The sequence below is a fragment of the Paracidovorax oryzae ATCC 19882 genome (assembly GCF_000687165.1).
GTDB lineage: Bacteria > Pseudomonadota > Gammaproteobacteria > Burkholderiales > Burkholderiaceae_C > Paracidovorax > Paracidovorax oryzae.
Genome location: NZ_JMKU01000008.1, coordinates 58536 through 84633, shown reverse-complemented (window position 1 = coordinate 84633; position 26098 = coordinate 58536). Strand labels below are relative to the sequence as shown.

Sequence of the window (26098 nt, the reverse complement as noted above, 5' to 3'; positions counted from 1 at the left end):
TCGTCTGTCTGTCTGGGCTAGCTGGTGGATGACTGCGCTGGTGTCCGGTCCACGCCGCGCGGATGGCGGCGAACCGGGTTCTCAATCGGTACGTAGCAACAATCGTGACACCAGGCCGCGCTTCTTCTCGCCGGCGCCGGCCCTCACCAGCAGGACGCTGATATTGTCGCGTCCGCCGCGCTCGTTGGCGGCCTCGATCATGCGCGCCGCCCGCTCGGCCAGCGGGTCGGAGGAGGCGGCCAGGGCCCGCAGTTCCTCGTCGTCGAGCATGTCCGTGAGCCCGTCCGAGCACAGGATGAAGAGATCGTCGGGCTGCACCTGGAACTCATTGACCTCCAGCGCCGCCGTGGATTCGACGCCCATCGCCCGGGTCACGAGGTTGCGGAAACCCGACAGCGCGGCCTCCTCGGGCGTGAGCAACCCGGCGTCGATCTGTTCCTGCAGCCAGGAATGGTCCCGCGTGATCTGCTGCAGGTCGCCGTCGCGCAAACGGTAGCAGCGCGAGTCGCCGATGTGCCCGAGCACGAGCCGGTCTTCGCGGAAGGCGGCGACCACGACGGTGGTGCCCATGCCGGCATATTGCGCGTTGGAATGCGATGCGTCGTAGATGGCACGGTTGGCGGAGTCCACGCAGGCTTCCATGGCCTGGCGGAGATCGGCCAGGGAAGCGTCGCGCCCGGCGCCCGCCAGCCATTCGGCCAGGCCCTGCCGGATCAGCTCGGTGGCCATGCGGCTGGCCACCTCGCCCGCGTTGTAGCCGCCCATGCCGTCGGCCAGCACGGCCACCTGGCCTGCTACATCGACCGTCACGGCGTCTTCGTTGTTGGAGCGGACGCGCCCCTGGTCGGTGAGGGCGCAGAACTCGTACGCCAGCGGGGACGATGCACTCATGCCCGGATTGCCTCCAGGAGGATGGGCGGCAGCAGGCGCGCGCGCGCCTGGCGGCTGGAGCGCACCGGCACCGGCGTCATCCCTTGCGTTGCGGACATATGCATTTCCCCATACTTTTTCCCTATGTACTCCGTGCCGCATCATAGACGAGGCACCGGGGCCGGGAGCGGGCCGGGTCACCCGCCGGGGGCCGGGATCAGGCCGTGGCGCCGCGCTGGGAGCGCAGTTGCATGAACTTGCCCACGCCGACCACGAAGGCCGCGCCCAGGGCGGCGGCGATGTAGTGGAGCGACGGATGCGCCTCGGCGAAGTCGTGCAGCGAGGCATCGCTGGCGATGGTTTCGCCGCCCACCCAGCCGATCAGGCCGGCGCCCAGCAGCACGATGACGGGGAAGCGCTCCATGAGCTTGATCATGAGGGTGCTGCCGAAGATCACGAGCGGAATGCTGATGGCGAGGCCCAGGATGAGCAGGACCATGTTGCCGTGGGCCGCTGCCGCCACGGCGATGACGTTGTCCAGGCTCATCACCAGGTCGGCGATGAGGATGGTGCGCACGGCCGCCATGAGGCCCGCGTTGGCGCCGCTGGATTCCTCCTCGTCGTCGCCGTCGGTCATGAGCTGCAGGCCGATCCACAGCAGCAGGCAGCCGCCGATGATCTGCAGGAAGGACAGCTCGAGCAGCTTGGCGGCCACCACGGTGAGCGCGATCCGCAGCACCACGGCAGCGCCGGAACCCCAGAAAATGGCCTGCTTCTGCTGGTGCGGCGGCAGCGAGCGGGCTGCCAGGGCGATGACGACGGCGTTGTCGCCCGAGAGGATGATGTTGATCCAGACGATCTTCACCAGGCCGATCCAGAAGTCGGCGGAATTCAGGAATTCCATTGCGTGTGCTCCACTGTTATGAATGCAAGAAGCGCCCGAAACATGCGTTTCGGGCGCTTCTTTTTTGGGGAACTTTCAGTGTAACGGTGAAGCCACGCACTGGCGTGCGTAGTTTTGCTTAGCCCCCGGTCGGTCCGCCGCCCTTCCGGGCAGCGGAACCCAGGCCATCACTTCAGCTGGGCCTTGAGCAGCTTGCCCAGTTCGGACGGGTTGCGCGTCACGACGAAGCCGCACTCTTCCATGATGGCGAGCTTGGCATCGGCCGTGTCGGCGCCGCCGGAGATCAGCGCGCCGGCGTGGCCCATGCGCTTGCCGGGAGGGGCGGTGACGCCGGCGATGAAGCCGACGATGGGCTTCTTCATGTTGGCCTTGCACCATTGGGCGGCTTCGGCCTCGTCCGGACCGCCGATTTCACCGATCATGATGACGGCGTCGGTGTCGGGATCGTCGTTGAAGGCCTTCATCACGTCGATGTGCTTGAGGCCGTTGATCGGGTCGCCGCCGATGCCCACGGCGCTCGACTGGCCCAGGCCGACTTCGGTCAGCATGGCCACGGCTTCATAGGTCAGCGTGCCGGAGCGCGAGACCACGCCGATGCGGCCCTTGCGGTGGATGTGGCCGGGCATGATGCCGATCTTGATCTCATCGGGCGTGATCAGGCCGGGGCAGTTGGGGCCCAGCAGCAGGGTCTTCTTGCCGCCTGCGGCTTCCTTGGCCTTCATCTTGTTGCGCACTTCCAGCATGTCGCGCACGGGGATGCCTTCGGTGATGCAGATGGCCATGTCCAGGTCGGCCTCGACGGCTTCCCAGATCGCGGCGGCAGCGCCTGCGGGCGGCACGTAGATCACCGACACGGTGGCGCCGGTCTGCTGCGCGGCTTCCTTGACGCTGCCGTAGATCGGGATGTTGAAGATCGACTCGCCGGCCTTCTTGGGGTTCACGCCCGCGACGAAGCAGTTCTTGCCGTTCGCGTATTCCTGGCACTTCTCGGTGTGGAACTGGCCCGTCTTGCCCGTGATGCCTTGGGTGATGACCTTGGTGTCTTTGTTGATGTAGATCGACATGAGTGTTCTCCGGGCTTACTTGACGGCGGCGACGATCTTCGTCGCGGCTTCGGCCATGGTGTCTGCGGCGATGATGGGCAGGCCGGATTCGGCCAGCATCTTCTTGCCCAGCTCTTCGTTGGTGCCCTTCATGCGCACGACCAGCGGAACGTTCAGGTTCACGGCCTTGCAGGCGGTGATGACGCCGGTGGCGATGGTGTCGCACTTCATGATGCCGCCGAAGATGTTGACCAGGATGCCTTCGACCTTGGGGTTCTTCAGCATGATCTTGAAGGCTTCGGTGACCTTCTCGGGGGTGGCGCCGCCGCCCACGTCCAGGAAGTTGGCCGGCTCGCCGCCGAACAGCTTGATGGTGTCCATGGTGGCCATGGCCAGGCCGGCACCGTTCACCAGGCAGCCGATGTTGCCGTCCAGGCTGATGTAGGCCAGGTCGAACTTGGAGGCTTCCACTTCGGCCGGATCTTCTTCGTCCAGGTCGCGGTAGGCCACGATCTCGGGATGGCGGAACAGGGCGTTGGCGTCGAAGTTGAACTTCGCGTCCAGGGCCATCAGGTTGCCCTTGGAGTCGCAGTTCAGCGGATTGATTTCCACCAGCGACGCGTCGGTTTCCATGTAGCACTTGTAGATCTTCGCGAAGATGTCCACGGCCTGGTCGACGGAGGCGCCGGTCAGGCCGATGGCGGCCGCGACCTTCTTGCTCTGCTCGGTGGTGATGCCGGCGATGGGGTCGATCATCTCGGTGACGATCTTCTCGGGCGTGGAGTGGGCCACTTCCTCGATGTCCATGCCGCCTTCGCTGGAGGCGATCAGGGCGACCTTCTGCGTGGCGCGGTCGGTGACCAGCGAGACGTAGAGTTCGTTCTTGATGTCGGCGCCGTCCTCGATGTAGAGGCGGCGGACCTTCTGGCCTTCGGGGCCGGTCTGGTGGGTCTTGAGCTGCATGCCCAGGATGTCGCCAGCGAGCTTCTTCACGTCGTCGATGCTCTTGGCGACCTTGACGCCGCCGCCCTTGCCACGGCCACCGGCGTGGATCTGGGCCTTGACCACCCACACGGGGCCGCCGAGCTTCTGGGCGGCTTCCACGGCTTCCTGCACCGTGAACGCGGGAATGCCGCGGGGAACGGGCACACCAAAATTGCGCAAGATTTCCTTGCCTTGGTATTCGTGAATCTTCATGAGGTCTCTCTCAGGGGAAGGATGGTGGTAACCCGTCTGCCATGACCGGATGTCTGGCCGCGGGCGGGTGACATGGCAGCCGGCGACTGTATCATGCTGCGACGCACCATCCCCTGCGGCAGTCACGTACCCTGCTGGCTTTCCGCGCCTTCCCTTTCCAGGAGACCTCCATGGCCAAGATCTTCATCGACGGCGAAGCCGGCACCACGGGACTGCAGATCCGCGAGCGCCTGCAGGACATGCCGCAGGTGGAGCTCGTGAGCATCGCGCCGGAACTGCGCAAGGACCCCGCGGCCAAGCGCGACCTGATCGCTGGCGTGGACCTCGTGGTGCTGTGCCTGCACGACGATGCGGCGCGCGAGACGGTGGCGCTGGTGGACTCCATCGAGGCCGCCACGGGCCGCACGATCAAGGTGATCGACGCCAGCACGGCCCACCGCACGGCACCGGGCTGGGTCTTCGGTTTTCCCGAACTGGCGCAGGGGCAGCGCGACGCCGTGGCGGGCGCCACGCGCGTGGCCAACCCTGGCTGCTATGCGACCGGCGCCATCGCGCTGCTGCGCCCCCTGCTGGATGCCGGCCTGGTGCCGGCCGACTTCCCGGTCGCGCTGCCTTCGGTGAGCGGCTACACCGGCGGCGGCCGCACCATGATCGAGGCCTACGAGAAGGGCGACGCCGCGCCGTTCGAGCTCTACGCACTGGGCCTGTCCCACAAGCACCTGCCAGAGATCATGAAGTACACCGGCCTCACGCGCCGGCCGATCTTCGTGCCGTCGGTGGGCAATTTCGCGCAGGGCATGCTGGTGCAGCTGCCCCTGCACCTGGATCTGCTGCCGGGCGCGCCCAAGGGCGCCGACCTGCACGAGGCGCTGGCCGCGCACTACGCCCGCAGCAACACGCCGGAGCAGTGGGTCCGGGTCTTGCCGCCCACCGAGGACGGCAAGCTCGACCCGCTGGCGCTCAACGACACCAACATGCTGGAGATCCGCGTGTTCGCGAACGAGACCCACCGGCATGCCGTGCTCGTCGCCCGCCTGGACAACCTCGGCAAGGGGGCGAGCGGCGCGGCCGTGCAGAACCTGCGGCTGATGCTGGACCTGTAAGCTGTAAGGTTCAACCCCCGTGCCCCCGGGCGATCCGGGGGCGACACTCAGGCCAGGGCCATGCGCTGGAACAGCCCGCCCGGCAGCCGGGCGACCTGCCCTTCCAGTTCCAGCTCGAGCAAAGCCACCTGCAGCCGGGACGCATCCAGCCCCGTGCGCGCCACCAGGGCATCCAGGCCCATCGGGTCGAATCCGAGCGCTTCCAGCACGTCGGCGTGCGGGCCGGAAACAGCCCGGCCCGGCTCACCATTGCTCGCCCCTGCGGGGCCGGCCGGCAGCAAAGCCGAGGATGGCGCGGCAGGCAGGCGCAGCTCCTCCAGCACGTCCTGGGCGGACTCCACCAGCTTCGCGCCCTGGCGGATGAGCGCATGGCAGCCGTGCGACTGCGGCGCATGGATGGAACCCGGGATGGCGAACACTTCGCGCCCCTGCTCCGACGCCAGCCGCGCCGTGACGAGCGAGCCGGAGGCCAGGGCGGCCTCCACCACCAGCGTTCCCTGCGAAAGCCCGGCGATGATGCGGTTGCGCCGGGGGAAATTCGCGGCCAGGGGCGGCGTGCCGAGCGGGTACTCGCTGACCACCACGCCCTGGCGGGCGATGCGGTGGGCCAGGTCACGGTGGCGGGCCGGATAGACGCGGTCCAGCCCCGTGCCGACCACGGCGATGGTGCAGGGGACGCAAGCGCCACTGTCCGGGGCCGGGCACGCCTCCAGGGCGCCTTCGTGCGCAGCGGCATCGATGCCGAGCGCCAGCCCCGAGACGATGCACAGGCCCGCGCCGCGCAGCGCCCGGCCGAACTGGCGGGCGTTCTCCGCGCCCTGGCCCGTGGGATTGCGGCTGCCGACGATCGCCAGGCAGCGCTCCAGCGGCCAGCGCGATGGGCCGTCCCCGTCCAGCCAGCGCGGGGCGCCGAGCAGGTGCAGCAGCAGCGGAGGGTCTTCGGTGGCGAGCAGGGACGCAGGGTAGGCCGCATCGCCCAGCGACACGATGCGCCGCACGGGCGCCCCCTCATCCCCTGCGGGCTCCGCCGTGTGGAGCCATTGCCAGGTGGCGTCCTCCAGCGCGGCAAGGCCCGGCGGGACGGCGCACAGCGCTTTCGCCTGCGCAGATGTGGCGAGCGCCGCCAGGGCGCCCTCCGGTTGCTGGAAGATCTGCTGCGGCAGGCCGAAGGCAGCCAGCAGCCGCCGCGCCGTACCCGGGCCCACGCCGGGGGTGAGCATGAGGCGCAGCCATGCGGAAAGTTCGTCGCGTTGCATGCGGCGAGCATAGCGGCGCGGCGCCACGGCCGCGTTACTTTGCCCGCTGGCCGGGCCCGCCAAGCCCGTGCCGGGCCTGGAGCAGCCCCTTACTGTGGGTTCACGAGGCGGTCGCCCACGCGCACGCCCTGGCGCACCTGCAGGAGCAGCGCGTACGAGACCCGGTCGAAGGTGCGGAAGACCATGGCCGTGCCATTGGCCTCGCTGGGCAGCTTGATGGTGCTGCGGTCCGGATCGGTCTTGTCCAGGATGCGCTCGCCCTTGGTGAGCACGGTCAGCACGAGGCCCGGCTGCATGCCGTCCCGGGTGCCGCGGTTGATCGCGACCACCTGGTTCTGCGCCGCGTAGGCGACGGCCGCGCTGCCGTAGATGGACACGACGCGCGCATCCACCGGGAACTGGGGTGCCTGCGGCGTGTAGCTCGTGTAGCCGCGCTCCGGGGCGGGCAGCAGGCGGTCGCCGAAACGGATCTCTTCCTTCGCGCCGGACAGGTCGATGGTGGCGGGGACGGGGTCCGTGCGGGTGCCGCCGTCGGGCGTGCGGGTCTCTTCCGTGTCCTCGCCGCGCACCAGGTCCGCCCGGGCGACGTACTGGGCCTCGTAGCCCAGGATTTCGCCGGTCTCGGGGTCCTTCATCGGGACGGCGTTGCGGAACACGCGGTACTGGCGCGGTACGCCCGGGTCGAGGCGCAGGGGACGCCCTGCCGGGCCGCGCACGTAGGCGCGGTCGCCGTTGGCCATGAGCACGCGCTCGTCCACCGTGGCCACGATGCGCGGGGTCTGGGACAAGGTCAGCTCGTCCACCACCAGCGGCTCGACCAGGAAGGGCTCGATGAGGTGCGGGGCCAGCGTGGGCAGGGCCGTGCCGGCGAGGCTGTCCGTGCGGGTGCGGGGCGAGACGCGGACGGTTTCCGGGTCGCCGTCCGAGCCGCCGCGGGCGGTGCGCAGGCGCGCATAGCCGTCCACCTTCTCGAGGTAGAGGGTCTGGCCCGGGAAGATCAGGTGCGGATTGGGGATGGCCTGCAGGTTCATGCCCCAGAGTTCGGGCCAGCGCCAGGGGCGCAGCAGGTACATGCCCGAGATGCCCCAGAGCGTGTCGCCGCGCTTGACGACGTAGGTGTCGGGCGCATTGGGCGCCAGTTCGGCGAGCGGTACGCCGCGCGAGGCCACCTGCTGGGCCGTGGCGCGCTGCCCGCCCGTGACGGGATAGTTCTGCGCATGCCCGGCCAGCGGGGCCGCGATGGCCGCAGCGGCGAGCGCGAGCGCGCCCAGGGCCGGTGCCCGCAGGCGGTTGGATGCATTCATGTTCTGGATCCCGTTGCTCTTGCTCTTGTCAGCACACATCGCTAAGCGCCCCTCGCTGGCAGCGGGCCGTCTTGCTGGTGACAAAACTTGCCGGCCGATACGTTACAAATCATCAAGGATTCTGGCCTCAAGCCCCGGATCGGGCAATGATTATTGCCACCGCCCCCAGCGGCGCAGCGCGAAAGTGGCGAAAATAGCGACATCTTCGTCCGTTGTCCCATGGCCCTCCTTCCCATCCTCTGCTATCCCGATCCCCGCCTGCACAAGGTGGCCCAGCCCGTCCAGGTGGTGGACGACCGCGTGCGTGCGCTGCTGGACGACATGCTCGAGACCATGTACGACGCGCAGGGCATCGGGCTGGCGGCCACGCAGGTGGACGTCCACGAGCGGATCATCACCATCGACGTGTCCGAAGACCGCGACACGCCCCTGGTGCTGATCAATCCGGAGATCCTCTGGGCGAGCGAGGACAAGCAGGTCGGCGAGGAAGGCTGCCTGTCCGTCCCCGGCATCTACGACGGGGTGGAGCGCTCCTCCGCCGTGCGCGTGCAGGCTCTCGACGCGCAGGGGCAGTCCCGCGTCATCGAGGCCGAAGGCCTGCTGGCCATCTGCATCCAGCACGAGATGGACCACCTGCTGGGCAAGGTGTTCGTCGAATACCTCTCCCCTCTCAAGCGCACGCGCATCAAGACCAAGATGCTCAAGCAGCAGCGGGGTGCCCGGGCATGACCGCCCGCACGGCCACGTTCTGGCGCCGCGCCGCGGCGGCCTGCCTGGCCGTGCTGCTGGCCGCCTGCGCGTCGCCCGACTTCCTGCGGCCGGGTGCGCAGCGCGGCGAGGTGCTGCGCGAACTGGGCCAGCCCTACTTTTCCTCGACGCTGCCCGGTGGCGGCGAGCGCATGGTCTATACCACCCAGCCCATGGGGCGGCAGGTCTTCCACCTCGATTTCGACGCGCAGGGTCGCCTCGTGCACCGCGAGCAGGTCCTCACGTTCCAGAACCTCGCCGGCATTCCCACCGGCACGACGGTCGAGGAGGTGCGCCGCTTCTTCGGCCCGCCGATGCGCGTGGAGCAGGTGGCCCGCTTCGACGGCGACATCTGGACCTACCGTTTTCTCGACGACATCAACACGCGCCGCTTCGCGCACGTGCACATCGACCGCCAGGGCGTGGTGCGCAAGGTGATGTTCACCGACGAGCCCGATCCGCGCGAGTGGCGCGCTTTCTGACCGACCGGCGCCCCTGCGGGGCGCGTCTTTTTCCGTTGCCATGAAGATCATTTTTGCGGGCACGCCCGAGTTCGCCCGGGTGGCCCTGGAGCGCCTGCTCGCCGCGGGCGCCGAAGTCCCCCTCGTGCTCACCCAGCCCGACCGCCCCGCCGGCCGGGGCATGAAGCTGCAGGCGTCGCCCGTCAAGCAGTGCGCGCTGGCCCACGGCATTGCCGTGGCGCAGCCGCGCGGGCTCCGGCTGGACGGCAAATATGCCGATGACGCTGCCGCCGCGCGCGCCGCGCTGGAGGCGGCCGGGGCCGACGCCATGGTGGTCGCGGCCTACGGCCTGATCCTGCCGCAGTGGGTGCTGGACCTGCCCCGGCTCGGCTGCCTGAACATCCACGCGAGCCTGCTGCCGCGCTGGCGCGGCGCGGCGCCCATCCACCGCGCCATCGAGGCGGGCGACGCCGAGACGGGCGTGACCATCATGCAGATGGATGCCGGCCTGGACACGGGGGCCATGCTGCTCATCGAAAGAACACCCATCGCGCCGCGCGAGACCACGGCCACGCTGCACGACCGGCTGGCCGACCTGGGCGGCCGGCTGATCGTGGAGGCCATGGAGCTGGCGGCCTGCGGCGGCCTGTCGGGCACGCCCCAGCCGGCCGAAGGCGTGACCTACGCGCACAAGATCGAGAAGGCCGAGAGCGCGATCGACTGGAAGCTGCCCGCCGCGGCGATCGACCGGCGCGTGCGCGCGTTCGATCCGTTCCCCGGCGCCTCGACGCAATGCGGCGCCGAGACCATCAAGGTCTGGGGATGCGAGCCGCTGCAGGCGACGCCGCCGGAAGGCGCGCGGCCCGGGGAGATCCTGCAGGTGGACGAGGCCGGCGTGGCCGTGGCCTGCGGCGGGCCCGGCGCGGCGGATGGCGTGCTGCGCCTCACGGTGCTGCAGCGCGCGGGTGGCAAGCGGCTGCCGGTGGGTGACTTCCTGCGCGGCCATCCGCTGGTGCCGGGCATGGTGCTCGGCGGCGAGGCCGGCACATGAGCATGCCTGGGGACGCGCCATCCACCGAACCGCCCTGCGCCGTGCCGCAATCGGCGGGGGAGATGGTGCGGCATCCGTTTTTCCGCACCGGCATGATCGACATGATCGGCACCAGCGTGGGCATCGGCGCCTGGGGACTGGTGACCGGGGTGGCGATGGTCAAGAGCGGCATGCCCGTGGGCCTGGCGATCTTCATGTCGCTCACCGTCTATGCAGGCAGCGCCCAGCTCACCGTGCTGCCGCTGCTCGCCGCGGGGGCGCCGCTGTGGGTGATGTGGCTCGCGGCCTCGTGCGTGAACCTGCGGTTCGTCATCTTCAGCAGCATGTGGCGCAGCTATTTCGCGTGGCTGCCGCGCCGCCAACGGCTGGCGGTGGGATATTTCAGTGGCGACGTGATCTTCGTCGCGTTCATGAAGCGCTTCCCCCGCCCTGCGCCGCAGGCCGAGCAGGTGCCCTATTTCTGGGGCGCGGCGGTGCTCAACTGGTGCTCCTGGCAGATTCCGTCCATCACCGGCATCCTGCTCGCGAACGTGGTGCCGCTGTCGTGGGGACTGGGCTTCGCGGGCGTGCTGGCGCTGCTGGGCGTGCTGCTGTCCATGCTCTTCGACCGCGCCACCTGGATCGCCACGGGCGTGGCGATGACGGCGGCGATCGCCGCGTTCTCGCTGCCGCTCAAGCTCAACATCCTGGTCGCGATCGCAGCCGCCGTGGCCGCGGGGCTGATGATCGAGGCAGCGGACCGCCACCTGCGGCGCAGGCCCGAGGTGCGGCTCGTGCCGGCGCACGGCACGCTGCGGCCGGACGAGAAGAAGCACGTGCAGGACGGCGACGTGGTGCCGCTGCGCGAGGAGGACCATCCATGAACGCCTCGGTGACGGAGATCGTGGTGGCGACCGTGGGGCTGGCGCTGATCACGCTCATCACGCGTGCCTTCTTCATGATTCCCGAGAAAGAGCTCCCGATGCCCGACTGGCTCAAGCGCGGGCTCAAATATGCCCCGCTCGCGGCGCTGGCGGCCGTGCTCGCGCCGGAGCTTTTCATGGCGGACGGCGAATTCATCGGGACACTACAGGACGCCCGGCTGCCGGCAATGGCCTGCGCCGCGGCCTACTATTTCTGGCGCCACGGCATCCTGGGCACGATCTGCGTGGGCATGGCGGTCTATCTGCCGCTGCACATCGGCCTGGGCTGGTAGCGCTCCGCGCGCCTGTGGGCCGCCGCCTACGAAGTGCCCCGGGCTGCGGCGCCTACAATCCCTCGCAGTTTTTTTGCCCCAGCCCGCCCGCGCGCCACTCCTGGTGGCCGGCCGGGCTTTTCCACACCGTTCCAGCCCATGCAAATCCTTCGCTTTTCCGACCTCTGCGCCCAAGGCCAGGCCCGCGGCCAGCGCGTGTTCATCCGCGCCGATCTGAACGTGCCCCAGGACGACGACGGCCGCATCACCGAAGACACGCGCATCCGCGCATCCGTGCCGTGCATCCGGATGGCGCTGGACGCGGGCGCCGCGGTGATGGTGACGAGCCACCTCGGCCGCCCCACGGAAGGCACGCTCACGCCCGCGGATTCGCTCGCGCCCGTGGCGGCGCGCCTGTCGGAACTGCTCGGCTGCGAGGTGCCCCTGGTGGCCGACTGGGTGGACGGCGTGCAGGTGCAGCCCGGCCAGGTCGTGCTGCTGGAGAACTGCCGCGTGAACGTGGGCGAGAAGAAGAACAAGCCCGAACTGGCGCAGAAGATGGCACGGCTGTGCGACATCTACGTGAACGATGCCTTCGGCACCGCGCACCGCGCCGAGGGCACGACCTACGGCATCGCCGAGTACGCGAAGGTGGCCTGCGCCGGCCCGCTGCTGTCCGCAGAGATCGATGCCATCGGCAAGGCGCTGGCCCAGCCCGCGCGCCCGCTGGCCGCCATCGTGGCGGGCAGCAAGGTCTCCACCAAGCTGACCATCCTCAAGAGCCTGTCCGACAAGGTGGACCAGCTCATCGTGGGCGGGGGCATCGCCAACACCTTCATGCTGGCCGCGGGGCTGTCGATCGGCAAGAGCCTGGCCGAGCCCGATCTGGTGGACGAGGCCCGGGCCGTGATCGAGGCCATGAAGGCGCGCGGCGCCGAGGTGCCGATTCCCACCGACGTGGTGGTCGCCAAGACCTTCTCGGCCGATGCGCCCGCCACCGTCAAGGCCGCAGCCGACGTGGCCGACGACGACCTGATCCTGGACATCGGCCCGCAGACGGCCGCGAAGCTGGCCGCCCAGCTCAAGGCCGCCGGCACCATCGTCTGGAACGGGCCGGTGGGCGTGTTCGAGTTCGCCGCCTTCGAGAACGGCACCAAGGCCATCGCCCAGGCCATCGCCGAGTCGCCGGCCTTCAGCATCGCCGGCGGTGGAGACACGCTGGCCGCCATCGCGAAGTACGGCATCGAGAAGGAAGTGGGCTACATCTCCACCGGCGGCGGCGCCTTCCTGGAAGTGCTGGAAGGCAAGACGCTTCCGGCCTTCGAGATCCTGCAAAAGCGCGCCAGCGCCGCGTGAGCTGCCTGCGACCACCCGACGATTGGCGGCCATGACCTTCATCGAACAACTGCGGGATGCCACCGCGCGCAACGACTCCCTGCTCTGCGTGGGCCTGGACCCCGAACCCGCGCGCTTTCCCGCCGGCCTGCGCGGAGACGCAGGCCGTATCTACGACTTCTGCGCGGCGATCGTCGATGCCACGGCCGACCTCGCCTGCGCCTTCAAGCCGCAGATCGCGTATTTCGCGGCGCACCGCGCGGAAGAGCAGCTCGAGCGCCTCATGCGGCACATGCGCGCCACGGCGCCGCACGTGCCGGTCATCCTGGATGCCAAGCGCGGCGACATCGGCTCCACGGCCCAGCAGTACGCGATCGAGGCCTTCGAGCGCTACGGTGCCGATGCGGTGACGCTCTCGCCCTTCATGGGCTTCGATTCGATCGAGCCCTACCTGGCCTACCACGGCAAGGGCGCGTTCCTGCTGTGCCGCACCTCCAACCCCGGCGGCGATGACCTGCAGAGCCAGCGCCTGGCGAGCGTGGACGGGCAGCCGCTGCTGTTCGAACACATCGCGCGGCAGGCACAGGGCCCCTGGAACCGCAACGGCCAGCTGGGCCTCGTGGTGGGCGCCACCTACCCGGCCGAGATCGAGCGCGTGCGCGCCCTCGCCCCGACGCTGCCGCTGCTCATCCCGGGCGTGGGGGCCCAGGGCGGCGACGCGGCGGCCACGGTGCGCGCCGGCCTGCGCCCGGACGGCCCGATCGTCGTGAACTCCTCGCGCGCCATCCTGTATGCGAGCGGGGACGAGGGCTTCGCCGCTGCGGCGCGGCAGGCCGCGCAGGCCACGCGCGCTGCGTTGAACGCGGCGCGGGGCTGAGGCCGGGCCAACCCGCACCGCCGATCCATCCACCCTCTGCATGCAGCTCAAATGGGTGGAAGACTTCATCGCGCTGGCGCGCGAGCGCAGCTTCACGCGTGCTGCCGAGCAGCGGCATGTCACGCATCCCGCGTTCGGACGGCGCATCCGTGCACTGGAGGCCTGGGCCGGGACGGCCCTGGTCGAACGCGGCAGTCAGGAGGCGAAGCAGGACACGGGCCCGCTTCATAGCCGCGGCAGCGTGGGTGGGCCGGTACGGCTGACCGCGGCGGGGACGGCCTTTCTCGCGACGGCCGAGCAGCTGGCGCGCGAGCTTTTGCAATCGCAGGAAGAGTTGCGCGCCATCGCCGGCCGGCAGGCGCGGTCGGTCACCATCGCCACGGGCCGCACGCTGGCGCGCACGGCGCTGGCGGATGCACTCCCGCGGCTGCGGGCGGTCCTGCAGTCCGCAGAGCTGCGGGTGGTGACCAACGGGCTGGCACAGACGGTGGAGATGCTGGAGCGCGGCGAGGCGGATTTCTGGCTGGGCTACCACCATGCCGCGCTCGAAGTGCGGCTGGATGGGCGCTCGTACGCGCACGCCACGCTCGCATCCGACAAGCTCGTGCCCGTATCGCGCGCGGATGCCCAGGGCCTGCCGCGGCACGCGCTGGCCTCGTCGGGCCCCGCCGTGCCCTACCTTGCCTATGCCGATACGCTGGCGCTCGGCCGCCTGGTGGAAGACCTGCTGGCCCGGCATCCGCTGGCGCCACGGCTGCGCCGCATCATCGAATGCGACTCGGCCGACGCGCAATACGAGTACGTGCACCGCGGGCTGGGCGTGGCCTGGCTGCCGTGGTCCATGGTGCGGTCTGATTGCCAGGCAGGGCGGCTCGCGCCGGCCGGCGAGCGCCGCCTGGAACTGCGGTTCGACGTGCGCCTGGTGCGGCCCAAGCGCCGGCTCACCGATGCCGCCGAGGCGGTCTGGCAGGCCCTCGCGCGCTCCTGACGGCCGGGCCACTCCGGCATCATGGTGCCGAATCAGCACGGGCTGGTGCCCATTCAGCACCGCACAGCTGCACGCGGCTCCCACAATCGGCCCACCCCTGCACATACCCTACCGCCCACGGAGATCGTCCCATGTCCTCATTCCGCCCCTTCCAGGCCAGTGGCCCTGGGCGCAGCCAAGCCCACGCGGGCCGCCGACGCTCGCTCGCCCTGCTCGCCCCGCTGGCGCTGGTCGCCGCCATGGCCGGCCCGCAGTACGCACTTGCACAGGACGCCTGGCCCGCGCGGCCGATCACCCTGGTCGTGGGCTATCCGCCCGGCGGCAGCACGGACCTGACGGCCCGCACCCTGGGGCCGGAACTCTCCTCGCGCCTGGGCGTACCGGTCGTGATCGAGAACCTCGGCGGGGCCGGCGGCGCGATCGGCGCGCAGAAGGTGGCCAGCAGCGCGCCCGACGGCTATACGCTGCTGCTGGGCGCGAGCAACGAGATCGCCATCAACCGGCTCGTCACGAAAAAGGTCAAGTACGACGTCAAGGATTTCACCGCGCTGGCGCTGGTGGCCTCGCAGCCGCTGGTGCTGGTGGCGTCCTCCGGCTCGGGCGTGAAGAACGCCGCCGATTTCGTGCAGCGCGTGCGCTCGCAGCCGGGCAAGACCAGCTACGGCAGCTCGGGCGTGGGCACCTCGCTGCACCTGGCCGGCGAGATGGTCAAGGAGCAGGGCCAGCTCTTCATGACGCACATTCCCTACCGCGGCGTGGCGCCGCTGACCAGCGACCTGATGGGCAACAACATCGAGTTCGGGGTGTTCGTGCTCTCCAGCGCGCTGCCGCACATCCGCAGCGGCAAGGTGGTCGCGCTGGGCACGACCGAGGCGCGCCGCTCGGCGATCACGCCCGACATCCCGGCCCTGGCCGAGCTGCCGCAGTTCAAGAACGTGGACATCAACGTGTGGTTCGCGCTGATGGGCCCCGCGAACCTGCCGCGCCCGGTGGCGGACAAGCTGCGCAAGGCGACGCGCGAAGCCCTGCAGTCGCCCGATTTCCGCAAGAAGATGGAAGCCAGCGGATCGGTCGTGGCGTCCCCCGCCGTGGACCTCGACGCCTACCTGGCCGCCGAAGTGGCCAAGTACCGCAAGATCGTCCAGTTCGCCAAGATCGAAGAGTGATGCCTGTGCCCCTCCATACCGCTGATTCCTCCCTGCGCTTCGAGCTCCCGAAGCCCGACCTCGGCGCATGGCGTGCCGGCAACACCGGCACCGAAGGCGTCTGGCGCTTCGATTCCGGCGTGCCCGGGCCGGACGTGCTGATCACCGCGCTCGTGCACGGCAACGAGCTGTGCGGCGCCTGGGCGCTGCGCGACCTGCTGGAGGCCGGCATCCGCCCCGGGGCAGGCCGGCTCACCCTGGCGTTCTGCAACCTGGCGGCCTTCGACCGCTTCGACCCGCAGGACCACGACGCTTCGCGCTTCGTGGACCAGGACATGAACCGCCAGTGGAGCGACGACCGCCTGGATGCCGCGGACACGCAGGAGCGCCGCCGCGCCGCCGCGCTGCGCCCGTTCGTGCGCGAGGCCGGCTGGCTGCTCGACCTGCACTCCATGCACGAGCCGGGCGCACCGCTGCTGCTGACCGGCACGCATGCGCGCAACCATGCCCTGGCGCGGCGCATGGGCGCGCCCGAGTACGTGGTGGCCGACGCCGGCCACCAGGACGGCGTGCGCATGCGCGACTACGGCCGCTTCGGCCGCCCGGATGCCGAAGAAGCGGGCCCCGACGGCACGCGCTCGCTGCTCATCGAGTGCGGCTTCCATGGCGACCCGGCCAGCCGCACCGTGGCGCGCGACCAGTGCGTGCGGTTCCTGGAAGCGGCAGGTTCGCTGGACGCGGCCACGCTGGCACGGGCGCTGCCCGGCTGGCGGCAGCCCGATGCGCCGCGGCAATGGGTACTGGAAGTGACCGGCCCGGTCGTGGCGCGCAGCAGCGGCTTCCGCTTCACGCGGCCCGTGGCAGCCCTGGACGTGATCCCCCAGGCGGGCACGGTGATCGGCGACAACGACGGCGAGCCCGTCGCCACGCCCTATGACGACTGCGTGCTGGTGATGCCTTCCACACGCCAGGCCCGCGCGGGCGTGACCGTGGTGCGCTTCGCGCGGCGGCGCCCGCTGTGATCGCTGCACCGCCTCATACGAATTTGCCATCAAAGCGGGAACAGGGCGAAGCAACGCGGTTATCGCCTTGATCGCGAATCCGTATCAGTGGCCGGCGGTGCGGGAGAACAGGTTGATCACCAGCACGCCCGCCAGGATCAGCCCCATGCCGGCCAGCGCGGGGCCGTCCAGCCGCTGGCCGTAGGCCAGCCAGCCGATGGCCGAGACGAGCACGATGCCCACGCCGGACCAGATGGCATAGGCGATGCCCGTGGGGATCGCCTGCAGGGTGAGCGACAGGAAATAGAACGACACGCCATAGCCGGCCACGGTGACCAGGCTCGGCACGGGCCGGGTGAAGCCATCCGAGGCCTTGAGGAAAGAGGTCGCGAGGACCTCGGCGCCGATCGCTATCGCGAGGTAGAGGTGGTGGATGCCCATGGCACCGATTGGACACCGGCCCGCGAAGACGGCGTGGGCCCGGGGCCTATCGCCGCCGTGCCGCGGCCCAGCGCGGCCCCAGCACCACGCAGGCCAGCGCGGCCACGACCGCCGCGATGCCGGCCCACTGCCACGGCGAGACGGTTTCGCCGAGCACCAGCATGCCGGCGGACAGGCCCACGACCGGCACGGCGAGACTGAACGGGGCCACGCGGTTGGCCGGGTAGCGCGTCAGCAGCCCGGTCCAGAGGCCGTAGCCCAGGATGGTGGCCGCCCAGCCGAGGTAGGCGACGGAGCCCCAGGCCAGCCAGGGCAGGGCGGCCCAGGCATCGGCCTGCATCCAGCGCGGGGCGTCGGCATCGAAGGCCGCGGACAGCGCCATGAAGGGCAGGATGGGCACGAGGCTGCTCCAGGCCACGAAGGCCAGGGGCCGGTAGCCCGGCGACTCCTGCTGGGCCTTGCGCGCCACGATGTTCGATGCGGCCCATGAAGCGGCGCCGCAGAGCGCGAGCCCCACGCCTGCCAGGGTCACGTCGTCCGAGACTGCGCCGGGCGCGATGAAATGCATGCCGAAACAGGCCAGGCCCAGCGCGGCCAGGCCCAGCCCGACGAGCAGCGGCCGGCCCGGCCGCTCGTGCAGCAGCAGGAAGGCCCAGAACGCGGTGAAGAAGACCTGGGTCTGCAGCAGCACGCTCGCCAGCGCCGCGGTCAGCCCCACGCGCAAGGCGAGGAAGACCATGCCGAACTGCCCCACGCCCTGGAAAAGCCCGTAGAGCACCACCCAGCGCCAGCGCACGGCGGGCGGCCGCAGGAAGAACACGAGCGGCAGGGCCGCGAACACGTAGCGCATGGCGCCCAGCTGGAACGGGGTGAAGGAGCGCAGTCCCCATTTCATGGCGACGAAATTGACGCCCCAGAGCACGACGACCGCCAGCGCCGCCAGCAGGTCGCGCGGTGCCAGCGGCGCGGATTGCGGCCCGGCGCTCACCGGCCGCCCCCGCAACCGCCACCGGCAGTACGCGCCTTCGCGGACATGGCTCGTGGCCGCGCCGGAAGCGGTGTGACGGGGAAAGACGGAAGCAGGAAAGGCATGGAAATCCTGGGAAGGGAGGGAAAAAGGAAGAGGCTTGCACAGCACGGGTAGAGGGGCCCGCCGGGAGGCGCGCGACTGTCGCGTTGCAGGGTCGGCCGACTTCAGAGATTATGAAGATGGCGCCGACTTGATATCCGTCAATTTTTCCGCCCTCCGGCATACCATTTGCATGAGGCGTGTTTCACAATTGCTTACGCACGGTGGCGAATCGCCGGCAACGCGCGCGGGGGGAGGGGCCGCCGCGCAAGCCCTTTCACTCAACAGACGCCAATACATGTCCATGCTGCACCGACTGAGCCTGCTCCACAAATTCCTGATCCTCGGGGTGATCGCATTGCTCATGGGCGCACTGCCCACCGTGCTGTACGTGCGTGGCGCGCTCCAGCAGATCGGCGCGGCCCGCTACGAAAGCCAGGGCGCGCCGGCGCTGATCGCGGTCAACCAGGCGGTACAGCGGCTGCAGGTCCATCGCGGATTGTCTGCGGCCATGCTGGGCGGCGACGAGGCGCTGGCGGCGCGCCGGCCCGCCGCGCGCGATGCGCTCAACCAGGCCTTCGCGGAAGCCGGAAAGGCATTTGCCCAGGCCGGTGTGCCGCAGGCCCAGATGCAGGCCTGGAACGCCGCCGCCCAGACTTGGCAGAGCCTGGAACAGGCCGTTGCCGCGCGCTCCCTGCAGCCGCCGCAGAGCCTCGCCCAGCACACGCAGCTCGTGGGCACGCTGATGCAGATCGGAGAGGAACTGCTGCACCACTATGGTTTCCAGACCGATCCGGACATGGCCACGCAGGACCTGATCCAGGCCGCGGTGGTGAACTCGCCCATGCTCGGGGAAAAGCTCGGCCTGCTGCGCGGGCAGGGCTCCGGCTACCTCGCACGCCAGGCCCTGCCGCCGGAAGGCAAGGGCGCGCTGCAGGCGCTGCAGCAGCGCGTGGGCGAGCTGGAGGCGGATACCTTCCGCAATTTCGAGCGCGCGCTGGTGGACGAAGACCTGCGCAAGACCCTGGCCGGGCCGGTGCAGGACGTGCGCCAGCGCGTGGCGGCATCGCGCCAGCTGGTGGACCGCAGCCTGCTGTCGGCCAGCGAGATCACCATGCCCGCCAAGGACTATTTCGACCAGCTCACCGGCACGCTGGAAGCGCTGAACCAGCTCAACACCACCGCGATGGCCAGCCTGGATGCGGCGCTGCTGGAGCGCGTGTCCGCCGACCAGCGGAAACTGGGCGCCGCCTCGGCCGCGCTGCTGCTCGCGCTCGCGCTGGGCCTGGGCCTGGGCGTGGTGTTCATGCGCTCGATCACCCAGCCGCTCGCGCAGGCGGTGCGGCTGGCCAGCGCCGTGGCCGACGGCGACCTGAGCGGCGACGACGTGCCGCACGGCACCAACGAGGTCGGCCGGCTCATCGCGGCGCAGCAGCAGATGCGAGCGCGCCTCAAGCCCATGGTGGCCCAGGTGCGCGGTGGTGCCGAAGGCGTGGCCACGGCCAGCGCGGAGATCGCCCAGGGCAACATGGACCTCTCGGCACGCACGGAAAGCCAGGCCAGTGCCTTGGAGGAAACCGCCGCCTCGATGGAGCAGATGACGGCCACCGTGCGGCAGAACGCGGACAACGCGCGCCAGGCCAACCAGCTTGCCATGAATGCCAGCCTGGTCGCCGCCCAGGGCGGGGAGGTCGTCACGCAGGTGGTGCAGACCATGCAGGGCATCCGCACCGCGTCCGGCAAGATCGCCGACATCATCGGGGTGATCGATTCCATCGCGTTCCAGACCAACATCCTCGCACTGAACGCGGCCGTGGAAGCCGCCCGCGCCGGCGAGCAGGGCCGGGGCTTCGCCGTGGTGGCGGGCGAGGTGCGGGCCCTGGCCGGGCGCAGCGCCGAGGCCGCCAAGGAAATCAAGGCGCTCATCGGCGACAGCGTGCAGCGCGTGCAGCAGGGCGGCGAACTCGCCGACCAGGCGGGCGCGACCATGGCCGAGGTGGTGCAGGCCATCCAGCGCGTGACCGGCATCATGGGCGAGATCAGCGAAGCGAGCCAGGAGCAGAGCCAGGGTGTCGCTCAGGTGGGCGAGGCCGTGACGCAGATGGACCAGGCCACCCAGCAGAACGCGGCGCTGGTCGAGGAAATGGCCGCGGCGGCCAATGGCCTGCGCACGCAGGCCGACGAACTGGTGCGCGCCGCGGCCGTCTTCCGGCTCGCGGCAGGGGACGAGCCGGGCGCAGGCAGCGCGCTGCGCATCGGCCAGGGCCGGGCCGCCTGACCGCCACCTGACCAGCCACGCCATGGCAGGCAGGGTGACTCCGCCGCACAACAACACCCTGCACGAATAACATTTCGTCACGATTTTTCCGCAAACCAGGGCGCATGCTGACAACCGGGAACAGTGCGTCGCGTTAGGCACAGGTTCCCGGATCCGGCGGTCCTTGCCGCCTCCGCTGAAACGGAAGCCGACCCATGCACCCCACGCCCACGGCCACCGCCGAGGTGCCGCCCGCTGACCCGGCGCGGCCCCGCTCCTCCCCCGGACCGGCACTCCCGGCCCCACCTGTCCTGGCCGCCGTCACCGCGGCCAGCCTGCTGGCCGCCTGCGGCGGGGGCAGCAGCGGCGATCCGGCGGTTTATGCGGAAGCCACCGCCGCCAGCTCCGGCGGCGCGGCCTCCGCAGCGCCCGCCACCGATGCGGAAGCGGCGCGCTTCCTGCTCCAGGCCCAGTTCTCCGCCACCGACGAGGACACCTCCGCCGTGCGTACCAAGGGCTACGCCGCCTGGCTGGCCGACCAGTTCGCGCAGCCCATCGGCACGACGGGCACCGACTGGCTGGCGCAGCGCGGCTATGGCGTGGCGAACGCGGACACGCGCTACCACAACGCCTCCTATCCCGCCGACTACATGCTGTGGAGCCAGCTGTTCACCGAGCGCGATGCCGTGCGCAAGCGCGTGGCGCTGGCGCTCTCGGAGATCATGGTGGTGTCCACCAACGGGCTCAACCAGCCCTGGCCCGCCTTCCTCGCGGCCGGCTACTGGGACGTGCTCAACCGGCATGCCTTCGGCAATTTCCGCGCGCTGCTGGAGGCCGTGACGCTCAACCCCGCCATGGGCGTGTACCTCAACGCCCTGGGCAGCCAGAAGGAAGACGCGCGCACCGGCCGCCAGCCGGACGAGAACTACGCCCGCGAGGTGATGCAGCTCTTCACCCTGGGCCTGTACCGGCTGAACGCCGACGGTACCGAGCAGCGCGACGCGAACGGCAACCGGATGGATACCTACGGGGCTTCCGACGTGAGCAACCTCGCGCGGGTGTTCACCGGCTACGACTACGACCGCAGCCAGAACCAGTCCTTCACCGTGGGCACCAGCACCGTGCCGGGGCCGCAGCAGGCGGGGCGGCCGATGGTGCTGGTCCCCAGCCGGCACTCGGCACTGGCCGCGACCTTCCTGGGCACGACGATCGCAGCGGGCACCCCGGGCGACGCGGCCCTGAAGACCGCGCTGGATACGCTCTTCAACCACCCCAACGTCGCCCCGTTCATCGGCCGGCAGCTCATCCAGCGGCTGGTGACGAGCAACCCCAGCCCGGGCTATGTGGCGCGGGTGGCGGCCGTCTTCGCGAACAACGGCAGCGGCGTGCGCGGCGACCTGCGCGCCGTCGTGGCCGCGATCCTGCTCGACAGCGAGGCCCGGGGCGCTGCCGGTCTCTCCAGCACCTCCTTCGGCCGGCTCCGCGAGCCCATGGTGCGCTTCGTGCAGTGGGGCCGCACGTTCGGCCTGCGGTCGGCCCGGGGCAGCTGGAAGCTCGGCGACCTGAGCGACCCGGCCTCGCGGCTGGGGCAGAGCCCGCTGCGCTCGCCGTCGGTGTTCAACTTCTTCCGGCCGGGCTACGTGCCGCCCTCCACGGCCATGGCGTCCGCCGGGCAGGTGGCGCCGGAGTTCCAGATCGTCACCGAGTCCAGCGTGGGCGGCTACCTGAACTTCATGCAGAACGCGATCCGCAACGGCCTGTTCGTGAACGCGCCGGACCTGCCGCAGAACAACGCGAGCAACGGCAACAACGGCTTCGACATCACCTGCGACTATGCCGCCCTGCTCCCGCTGGTGTCCGATCCAGCCGCGCTGGTGCGCAAGGTGGCACTGCTGCTGTCGGGAGGCCAGATCTCCGATGTCACGCAGGCGCGCATCGCCAACGCGCTGGCAGCCACCCCGGTCACGGCCTCGAGCAGCGCGGCGGTCAAGCTCAACCGCGTCGCCGCGGCCGTCTTCCTGGTCATGGCCTGCCCGGCCTATCTCGTGCAGAAGTGAACGGCCCGCGCCGTCCCCCACCGGAGCCCATTCCATGCCGTTCATCGATCCCGCACGCCACACGCGCCGCGCCTTCCTGCGCCGCTCGGCCCAGCTCGCCGCCACCGGTGCCGCGCTGCCCATGGCGCTCAATCTCGCCGCGATGGGCGAGGCCGCCGCCTTCGACGCACAGGACTACAAGGCGCTGGTCTGCGTCTTCCTGCTCGGCGGCTGCGACTACGCCAACACCGTCGTGCCGTACGACAGCAGCCGCTACACGCAATACGCCGCCATCCGCGGCGGCGGCTCCGACGGCGCGGCCGGCGGCATCGCGCTCGGGCGGGGGGCGCTGGGTGGCACGCTGCTGCAGCCGGCCACGCCGCTGGCGGGGGGCCTGCAGTACGCGCTGCATCCGGCCATGACCGGCATGGCGGGCCTCTTCAACGCCGGCCATGCGGCCGTGCAGCTCAACGTGGGCCCGCTGCTGGTGCCGCTCACGCGCGCGCAGTACGCGAGCGGCGACCGGCGCAACTATCCGCTGCCGCCCAAGCTCTTCTCGCACAACGACCAGCAGTCGGTGTGGCAGTCGCAGGGTGCCGAAGGCTCCACCGTGGGCTGGGGCGGCAACCTGGGCGACCTCGCGCTGTCGTCCAACGCCACCTCGCTCTTCACCTGCATCTCGGCCAGCGGCAATGCGGTGTTCCTGGCGGGCGACCAGGCGCTGCAATACCAGATCAGTCCCAGCGGCGCCGTGCCCATCAACGGCGTGAAGAACAATGTCTATGGCTCCAGCGCGGTGCGCGGCGTGCTCGGCGACCTGGTGCAGGCTGCCAGCAGCCATGTGCTGGAGGCGGAATACGCACGCGTCACGCAGCGCTCCATCAGCGCGGAAGGGCAGATTTCCGCGGCCCTGGCCGGCACGAACCTGTCCACCGCCTTTCCCGCGAACAACGCGCTCGCCGACCAGCTCAAGGTGGTGGCGCGGCTGATCGCGGCGCGGGGCACGCTCGGCACGAAGCGGCAGGTGTTTTTCGTATCGCTGGGCGGCTTCGACCTGCACGACAACCTCATCGCCACCCAGCAGGTGCTGCTGGACAAGGTGAGCAGCGCCATGACCGCCTTCTACAACGCCACGGCGGAGCTGGGCGTGGCGGACAAGGTCACGGCCTTCACCGCGTCGGACTTCGGCCGCACGCTCACGTCGAACGGCGACGGTTCCGACCATGGCTGGGGCAGCCACCACTTCGTCGTCGGCGGCGCGGTGCGCGGCGCAGCCTTCTACGGCACGCCGCCCCCCATCAGCGTGGGCAACGGCAGCGGCAGCGAAGACCAGTGGCACGTGGGCCAGGGGCGCCTGCTGCCCAGCACCGCCGTGGACCAGTACGCTGCCACGCTCGCGCGCTGGTTCGGCGTGGCGAATACCGAGCTGGCAGGCGTGCTGCCGCGCATCGGGAATTTCGGAGGATCGATGTATCCGGTGAACCTGGGGTTCATGGGCTGAAGCGCTACCGCGCGGAGCGTTGCTGCCGCTACCGCCAACCGTTGGGGAACGGCCTATTCGCGGCCCGGAACGGGCGCATCGCCGTGGGCAGGCCGCATGGGCACCACGATGCGCGCCCGCAACCCCTGCCCCGGCACCCCATGCAGGTCGAGCCGTCCGCCGTGCAGCCGGGCCACGCGGTCGGCGATGGCCAGGCCCAGGCCGGCGCCCGGGGTACCGGCCCGGGCCGTGCCGCTGCCACGCGCGAACGGTCGGCGCAGCCGCTCCAGTTCGGCGGGGTCGATACCGGTCCCGCTGTCGGCCACCTCGATCCAGGCGGTGGCGCCGTCCGCATCCTCGCCCGTGCGCAGCACCACGGGCGGCAGGCCGTGGCGCCAGGCGTTCTCGACAAGGTTCTCCACCGCGCGGCGCAGGGCCCGGGGCTGCACGGCCACGGGCGTGGGCGCGCCGCCCCCCAGCGCGAGCACGCGGCCGTGGCCGGCCTGCGCCTCCGCCAGGGCCTCGGCCAAGGCATCCAGGGGCGCGGCGTGCGCAGCCTCGCGCCCTTCCGGGCCGGCATCCAGCCGCGCGAAATCCATGAACTGCACCACCACGGCATCCATCTCGTCCACGCTGCGCTCCATGCTCGCGGCCAGGGCCGGCTCCATGTGCGGGCGGGCGATCTCCGCCGCAAGGCGCAGTTTGGTCAGCGGCGTGCGCAGGTCGTGCGAGATGCCGGCGAGCATCAGCGCACGCTCGCGGTCGGCCGCCTGCAGGGCCTCGGCCATGTGGTTGATGCCGTGCGCGAGCGCGGCGATCTCCTGCGGACCATCCTCGGGAAGGGGCGTGTGGGGCTGCCCGCGCGCGATGGCCTGCGCCGCTGCCACCACGCGCCGCAGCGGGCGGTGCAGCTGCCGCTGCAGCCAGGCGGCGCCGGCCAGTGCCAGCAACCCGCCGGCCAGCGTGGCCGCGAGCCAGGCCCCCGTGAAAGCGCGGAACGTGCCGGTGACCGGCAGCGCGACCCAGGCCGCGGCCGGATCGGCGCCGGCATCCGGCAGCGGCTGCAGGTGCAGCCAGAGCACGCCCGCCCCCCCTCGCTGCCAAACGGGCCCGGTGCCGGGCACCAGCCAGCCGGTGGCGCCCAGGCGGTCCGACAGGGCCTGCTGGAAGCGGCGCTCCAGCGGCGTCAGCGCAGGGCTGCCTTGAGGGGAGGGCGTGCCCGGTCCCTGCGCCCTTCCCTGCATGCCGGCCACCTGGCGGTTGAAGGCATCCACGAAGGCCTGCCGCTGCGCGGGCGGCAGGGCCTGCAGGCCGGCGCGCAGCGCGGCCAGCTGGCGTGCAGAGCCCTCGGCCGCCGTGGCGATGCGCGGCTCCACGATGAGGCGGCGCGCGAGCCAGGCCGCGCACAGCTGCCCCGCCACGACCAGGGCCACGATGAGCAGCAGATGGCGGCCGAACAGGCTGCGCGGCCAGCCGTGGCCGGCCGGTGCCATGGAGGCCGCGGTGTTCATTGCGGCGCCTCCGGACCGGGCGACGCCCGGGGCGAGCCAGCGGGCAGCGGAACCGGCCCATCGGGCAGGAAGACATAGCCCACGCCCCACACGGTGCGCAGGTAGCGGGGGTGCGCGGGGTCGGGTTCGATGAGCTTGCGCAGGCGCATGACCTGCACGTCGATGCTGCGGTCGGTGGCCACGTGGCCCGGGCCGTAGGCCAGCGCGATGAGCCGGTCGCGACCCAGCGGCCGGCGCGGCTGGCGCGCGAATGCCAGCAGCAGGGCGAATTCGGTGCTGGACAGGTCTACCTCCTGCCCCGCCCGCTGCAGCCGGCGGGTGCCGGGCCAGAGGGTGCAGTCGCCGAACCCGATGCACTCGGGCGCGGCGGCAGCGGTCACGGGCCCGTGGTGTGCGCCCAGCAGGCGCTGGCGCCGCACCAGGGCCTGGATGCGGGCGAGCAGCTCGCGCGGCTGGAACGGCTTGGGCAGGTAGTCGTCGGCCCCCATCTCCAGGCCCACCACGCGGTCCACCGGATCGCCGCGCGCAGTCAGCATGAGGATGGGAATGGTCTCGCCCTGCGCACGCAGGCGGCGGCACAGCGAAAGGCCGTCCTCGCCGGGCATCATCACATCCAGCACCAGCACGTCGAAGCGTTCGCGCGCGAGCAGCCGCTCCAGGGGCGCCGCGCCATCGACGGCGCGCACGGCGTATCCCTGGTCGCCCAGGTAGCGCTGCAGCAGGGCGCGCAGGTCGGGCTCGTCGTCGGCCACGAGGATCCTGGCGAGCGGTTCGGTCATGGCGCGATGATGACAGGCGGTGACGGCCCCTGGACGGATTGTCATGCCTTGTCATGATTTGCCGCACGC

General features: G+C 70.7%; 24 protein-coding genes. 14 read left to right on the top strand and 10 right to left on the bottom strand.

All coding sequences use genetic code 11. The annotated features are described in order from the left end of the window. Nucleotides 1–81: 81 nt before the first annotated feature. From T336_RS0107860 to sucC, 4 genes are all read right to left on the bottom strand, one after another. The gene (locus tag T336_RS0107860; RefSeq protein WP_026432125.1) at nt 82–891 is read right to left on the bottom strand and encodes a Stp1/IreP family PP2C-type Ser/Thr phosphatase; all 810 of its coding nucleotides are present in this window, start codon (nt 889–891) and stop codon (nt 82–84) included. 196 nt (nt 892–1087) lie between these two features. Then, complete coding sequence (locus tag T336_RS0107850; protein WP_019703459.1) at nt 1088–1774, bottom strand: TerC family protein; 687 nt, start codon at nt 1772–1774, stop codon at nt 1088–1090. 167 nt (nt 1775–1941) lie between these two features. After that, nucleotides 1942–2838, bottom strand: coding sequence for a succinate--CoA ligase subunit alpha (gene sucD, locus T336_RS0107845; RefSeq protein ID WP_011797684.1), 897 nt, complete (start codon nt 2836–2838; stop codon nt 1942–1944). Nucleotides 2839–2853: 15 nt separating this feature from the next. Beyond that, complete coding sequence (gene sucC / locus T336_RS0107840) at nt 2854–4014, bottom strand: ADP-forming succinate--CoA ligase subunit beta (protein ID WP_026432124.1); 1161 nt, start codon at nt 4012–4014, stop codon at nt 2854–2856. A gap of 170 nt (nt 4015–4184) precedes the next feature. Here sucC and argC point away from each other — a divergent pair, with 170 nt between their 5' ends. Further along, on the top strand, nt 4185–5117 hold the full coding sequence (argC, locus tag T336_RS0107835) for an N-acetyl-gamma-glutamyl-phosphate reductase (protein WP_026432123.1): 933 nt from the start codon (nt 4185–4187) through the stop codon (nt 5115–5117). A gap of 47 nt (nt 5118–5164) precedes the next feature. Here the strand turns inward: argC and dprA are convergent, their stop codons facing one another. Both dprA and T336_RS0107825 read right to left on the bottom strand, forming a co-directional pair. Further along, the gene (gene dprA, locus T336_RS0107830) at nt 5165–6373 is read right to left on the bottom strand and encodes a DNA-processing protein DprA (RefSeq protein WP_026432122.1); all 1209 of its coding nucleotides are present in this window, start codon (nt 6371–6373) and stop codon (nt 5165–5167) included. Nucleotides 6374–6462: 89 nt separating this feature from the next. After that, on the bottom strand, nt 6463–7677 hold the full coding sequence (locus tag T336_RS0107825; protein WP_026432121.1) for a LysM peptidoglycan-binding domain-containing protein: 1215 nt from the start codon (nt 7675–7677) through the stop codon (nt 6463–6465). 219 nt (nt 7678–7896) lie between these two features. Here T336_RS0107825 and def point away from each other — a divergent pair, with 219 nt between their 5' ends. From def to T336_RS0107775, 10 genes are all read left to right on the top strand, one after another. Further along, entirely contained in the window at nt 7897–8406 is a 510-nt protein-coding gene (def, locus tag T336_RS0107820) for a peptide deformylase (protein WP_019703464.1), read from the top strand. After that, a complete protein-coding gene (locus tag T336_RS0107815) occupies nt 8403–8906 on the top strand; it encodes a membrane protein (protein ID WP_019703465.1) in 504 nt (167 codons plus the stop codon). Before def ends, T336_RS0107815 begins: the two co-directional genes overlap by 4 nt. A 40-nt stretch (nt 8907–8946) precedes the next feature. After that, nucleotides 8947–9936 carry a methionyl-tRNA formyltransferase gene (gene fmt / locus T336_RS0107810; protein WP_026432120.1) on the top strand — a complete coding sequence of 330 codons (990 nt, stop codon included), beginning with the start codon at nt 8947–8949 and terminating at the stop codon, nt 9934–9936. A gap of 62 nt (nt 9937–9998) precedes the next feature. Next, complete coding sequence (locus T336_RS0107805; protein WP_035225507.1) at nt 9999–10799, top strand: AzlC family ABC transporter permease; 801 nt, start codon at nt 9999–10001, stop codon at nt 10797–10799. Then, on the top strand, nt 10796–11131 hold the full coding sequence (locus T336_RS0107800) for an AzlD domain-containing protein (RefSeq protein ID WP_013596972.1): 336 nt from the start codon (nt 10796–10798) through the stop codon (nt 11129–11131). Before T336_RS0107805 ends, T336_RS0107800 begins: the two co-directional genes overlap by 4 nt. A gap of 138 nt (nt 11132–11269) precedes the next feature. Further along, entirely contained in the window at nt 11270–12466 is a 1197-nt protein-coding gene (locus T336_RS0107795; RefSeq protein WP_026432118.1) for a phosphoglycerate kinase, read from the top strand. A 31-nt stretch (nt 12467–12497) separates the two neighbouring features. Next, entirely contained in the window at nt 12498–13322 is an 825-nt protein-coding gene (pyrF, locus tag T336_RS0107790) for an orotidine-5'-phosphate decarboxylase (RefSeq protein WP_026432117.1), read from the top strand. Between the two features lie 40 nt (nt 13323–13362). Beyond that, nucleotides 13363–14310 (top strand): LysR family transcriptional regulator, encoded by a 948-nt coding sequence (locus T336_RS0107785; protein WP_026432116.1) that lies wholly within the window; start codon nt 13363–13365, stop codon nt 14308–14310. Between the two features lie 131 nt (nt 14311–14441). Next, a complete protein-coding gene (locus T336_RS0107780) occupies nt 14442–15476 on the top strand; it encodes a Bug family tripartite tricarboxylate transporter substrate binding protein (RefSeq protein WP_026432115.1) in 1035 nt (344 codons plus the stop codon). After that, the gene (locus T336_RS0107775; protein WP_026432114.1) at nt 15476–16477 is read left to right on the top strand and encodes a M14 family metallopeptidase; all 1002 of its coding nucleotides are present in this window, start codon (nt 15476–15478) and stop codon (nt 16475–16477) included. The genes T336_RS0107780 and T336_RS0107775 overlap by 1 nt, the downstream gene beginning before the upstream one ends. A gap of 84 nt (nt 16478–16561) precedes the next feature. Here T336_RS0107775 and T336_RS0107770 read toward each other — a convergent pair whose 3' ends face one another. Both T336_RS0107770 and T336_RS0107765 read right to left on the bottom strand, forming a co-directional pair. After that, complete coding sequence (locus T336_RS0107770; RefSeq protein ID WP_019703473.1) at nt 16562–16897, bottom strand: SMR family transporter; 336 nt, start codon at nt 16895–16897, stop codon at nt 16562–16564. A gap of 46 nt (nt 16898–16943) precedes the next feature. Further along, nucleotides 16944–17885 carry an EamA family transporter gene (locus tag T336_RS0107765; protein ID WP_026432113.1) on the bottom strand — a complete coding sequence of 314 codons (942 nt, stop codon included), beginning with the start codon at nt 17883–17885 and terminating at the stop codon, nt 16944–16946. A gap of 379 nt (nt 17886–18264) precedes the next feature. Between T336_RS0107765 and T336_RS0107760 the strand changes: the two genes are divergently transcribed. The 3 genes from T336_RS0107760 to T336_RS0107750 all read left to right on the top strand — a co-directional run bounded on the left by T336_RS0107760 (nt 18265) and on the right by T336_RS0107750 (nt 23760). Beyond that, complete coding sequence (locus T336_RS0107760; protein WP_035225464.1) at nt 18265–20244, top strand: methyl-accepting chemotaxis protein; 1980 nt, start codon at nt 18265–18267, stop codon at nt 20242–20244. Between the two features lie 194 nt (nt 20245–20438). Continuing rightward, complete coding sequence (locus T336_RS0107755; RefSeq protein ID WP_026432111.1) at nt 20439–22280, top strand: DUF1800 domain-containing protein; 1842 nt, start codon at nt 20439–20441, stop codon at nt 22278–22280. A 34-nt stretch (nt 22281–22314) separates the two neighbouring features. After that, nucleotides 22315–23760 carry a DUF1501 domain-containing protein gene (locus T336_RS0107750; RefSeq protein WP_026432110.1) on the top strand — a complete coding sequence of 482 codons (1446 nt, stop codon included), beginning with the start codon at nt 22315–22317 and terminating at the stop codon, nt 23758–23760. Nucleotides 23761–23813: 53 nt separating this feature from the next. Here T336_RS0107750 and T336_RS0107745 read toward each other — a convergent pair whose 3' ends face one another. Next, a complete protein-coding gene (locus T336_RS0107745) occupies nt 23814–25250 on the bottom strand; it encodes an ATP-binding protein (protein WP_244883896.1) in 1437 nt (478 codons plus the stop codon). Further along, nucleotides 25247–26029, bottom strand: a complete 783-nt coding sequence (locus tag T336_RS24895) for a response regulator (protein ID WP_051647085.1) — start codon at nt 26027–26029, stop codon at nt 25247–25249. Before T336_RS24895 ends, T336_RS0107745 begins: the two co-directional genes overlap by 4 nt. Nucleotides 26030–26098 lie beyond the last annotated feature (69 nt).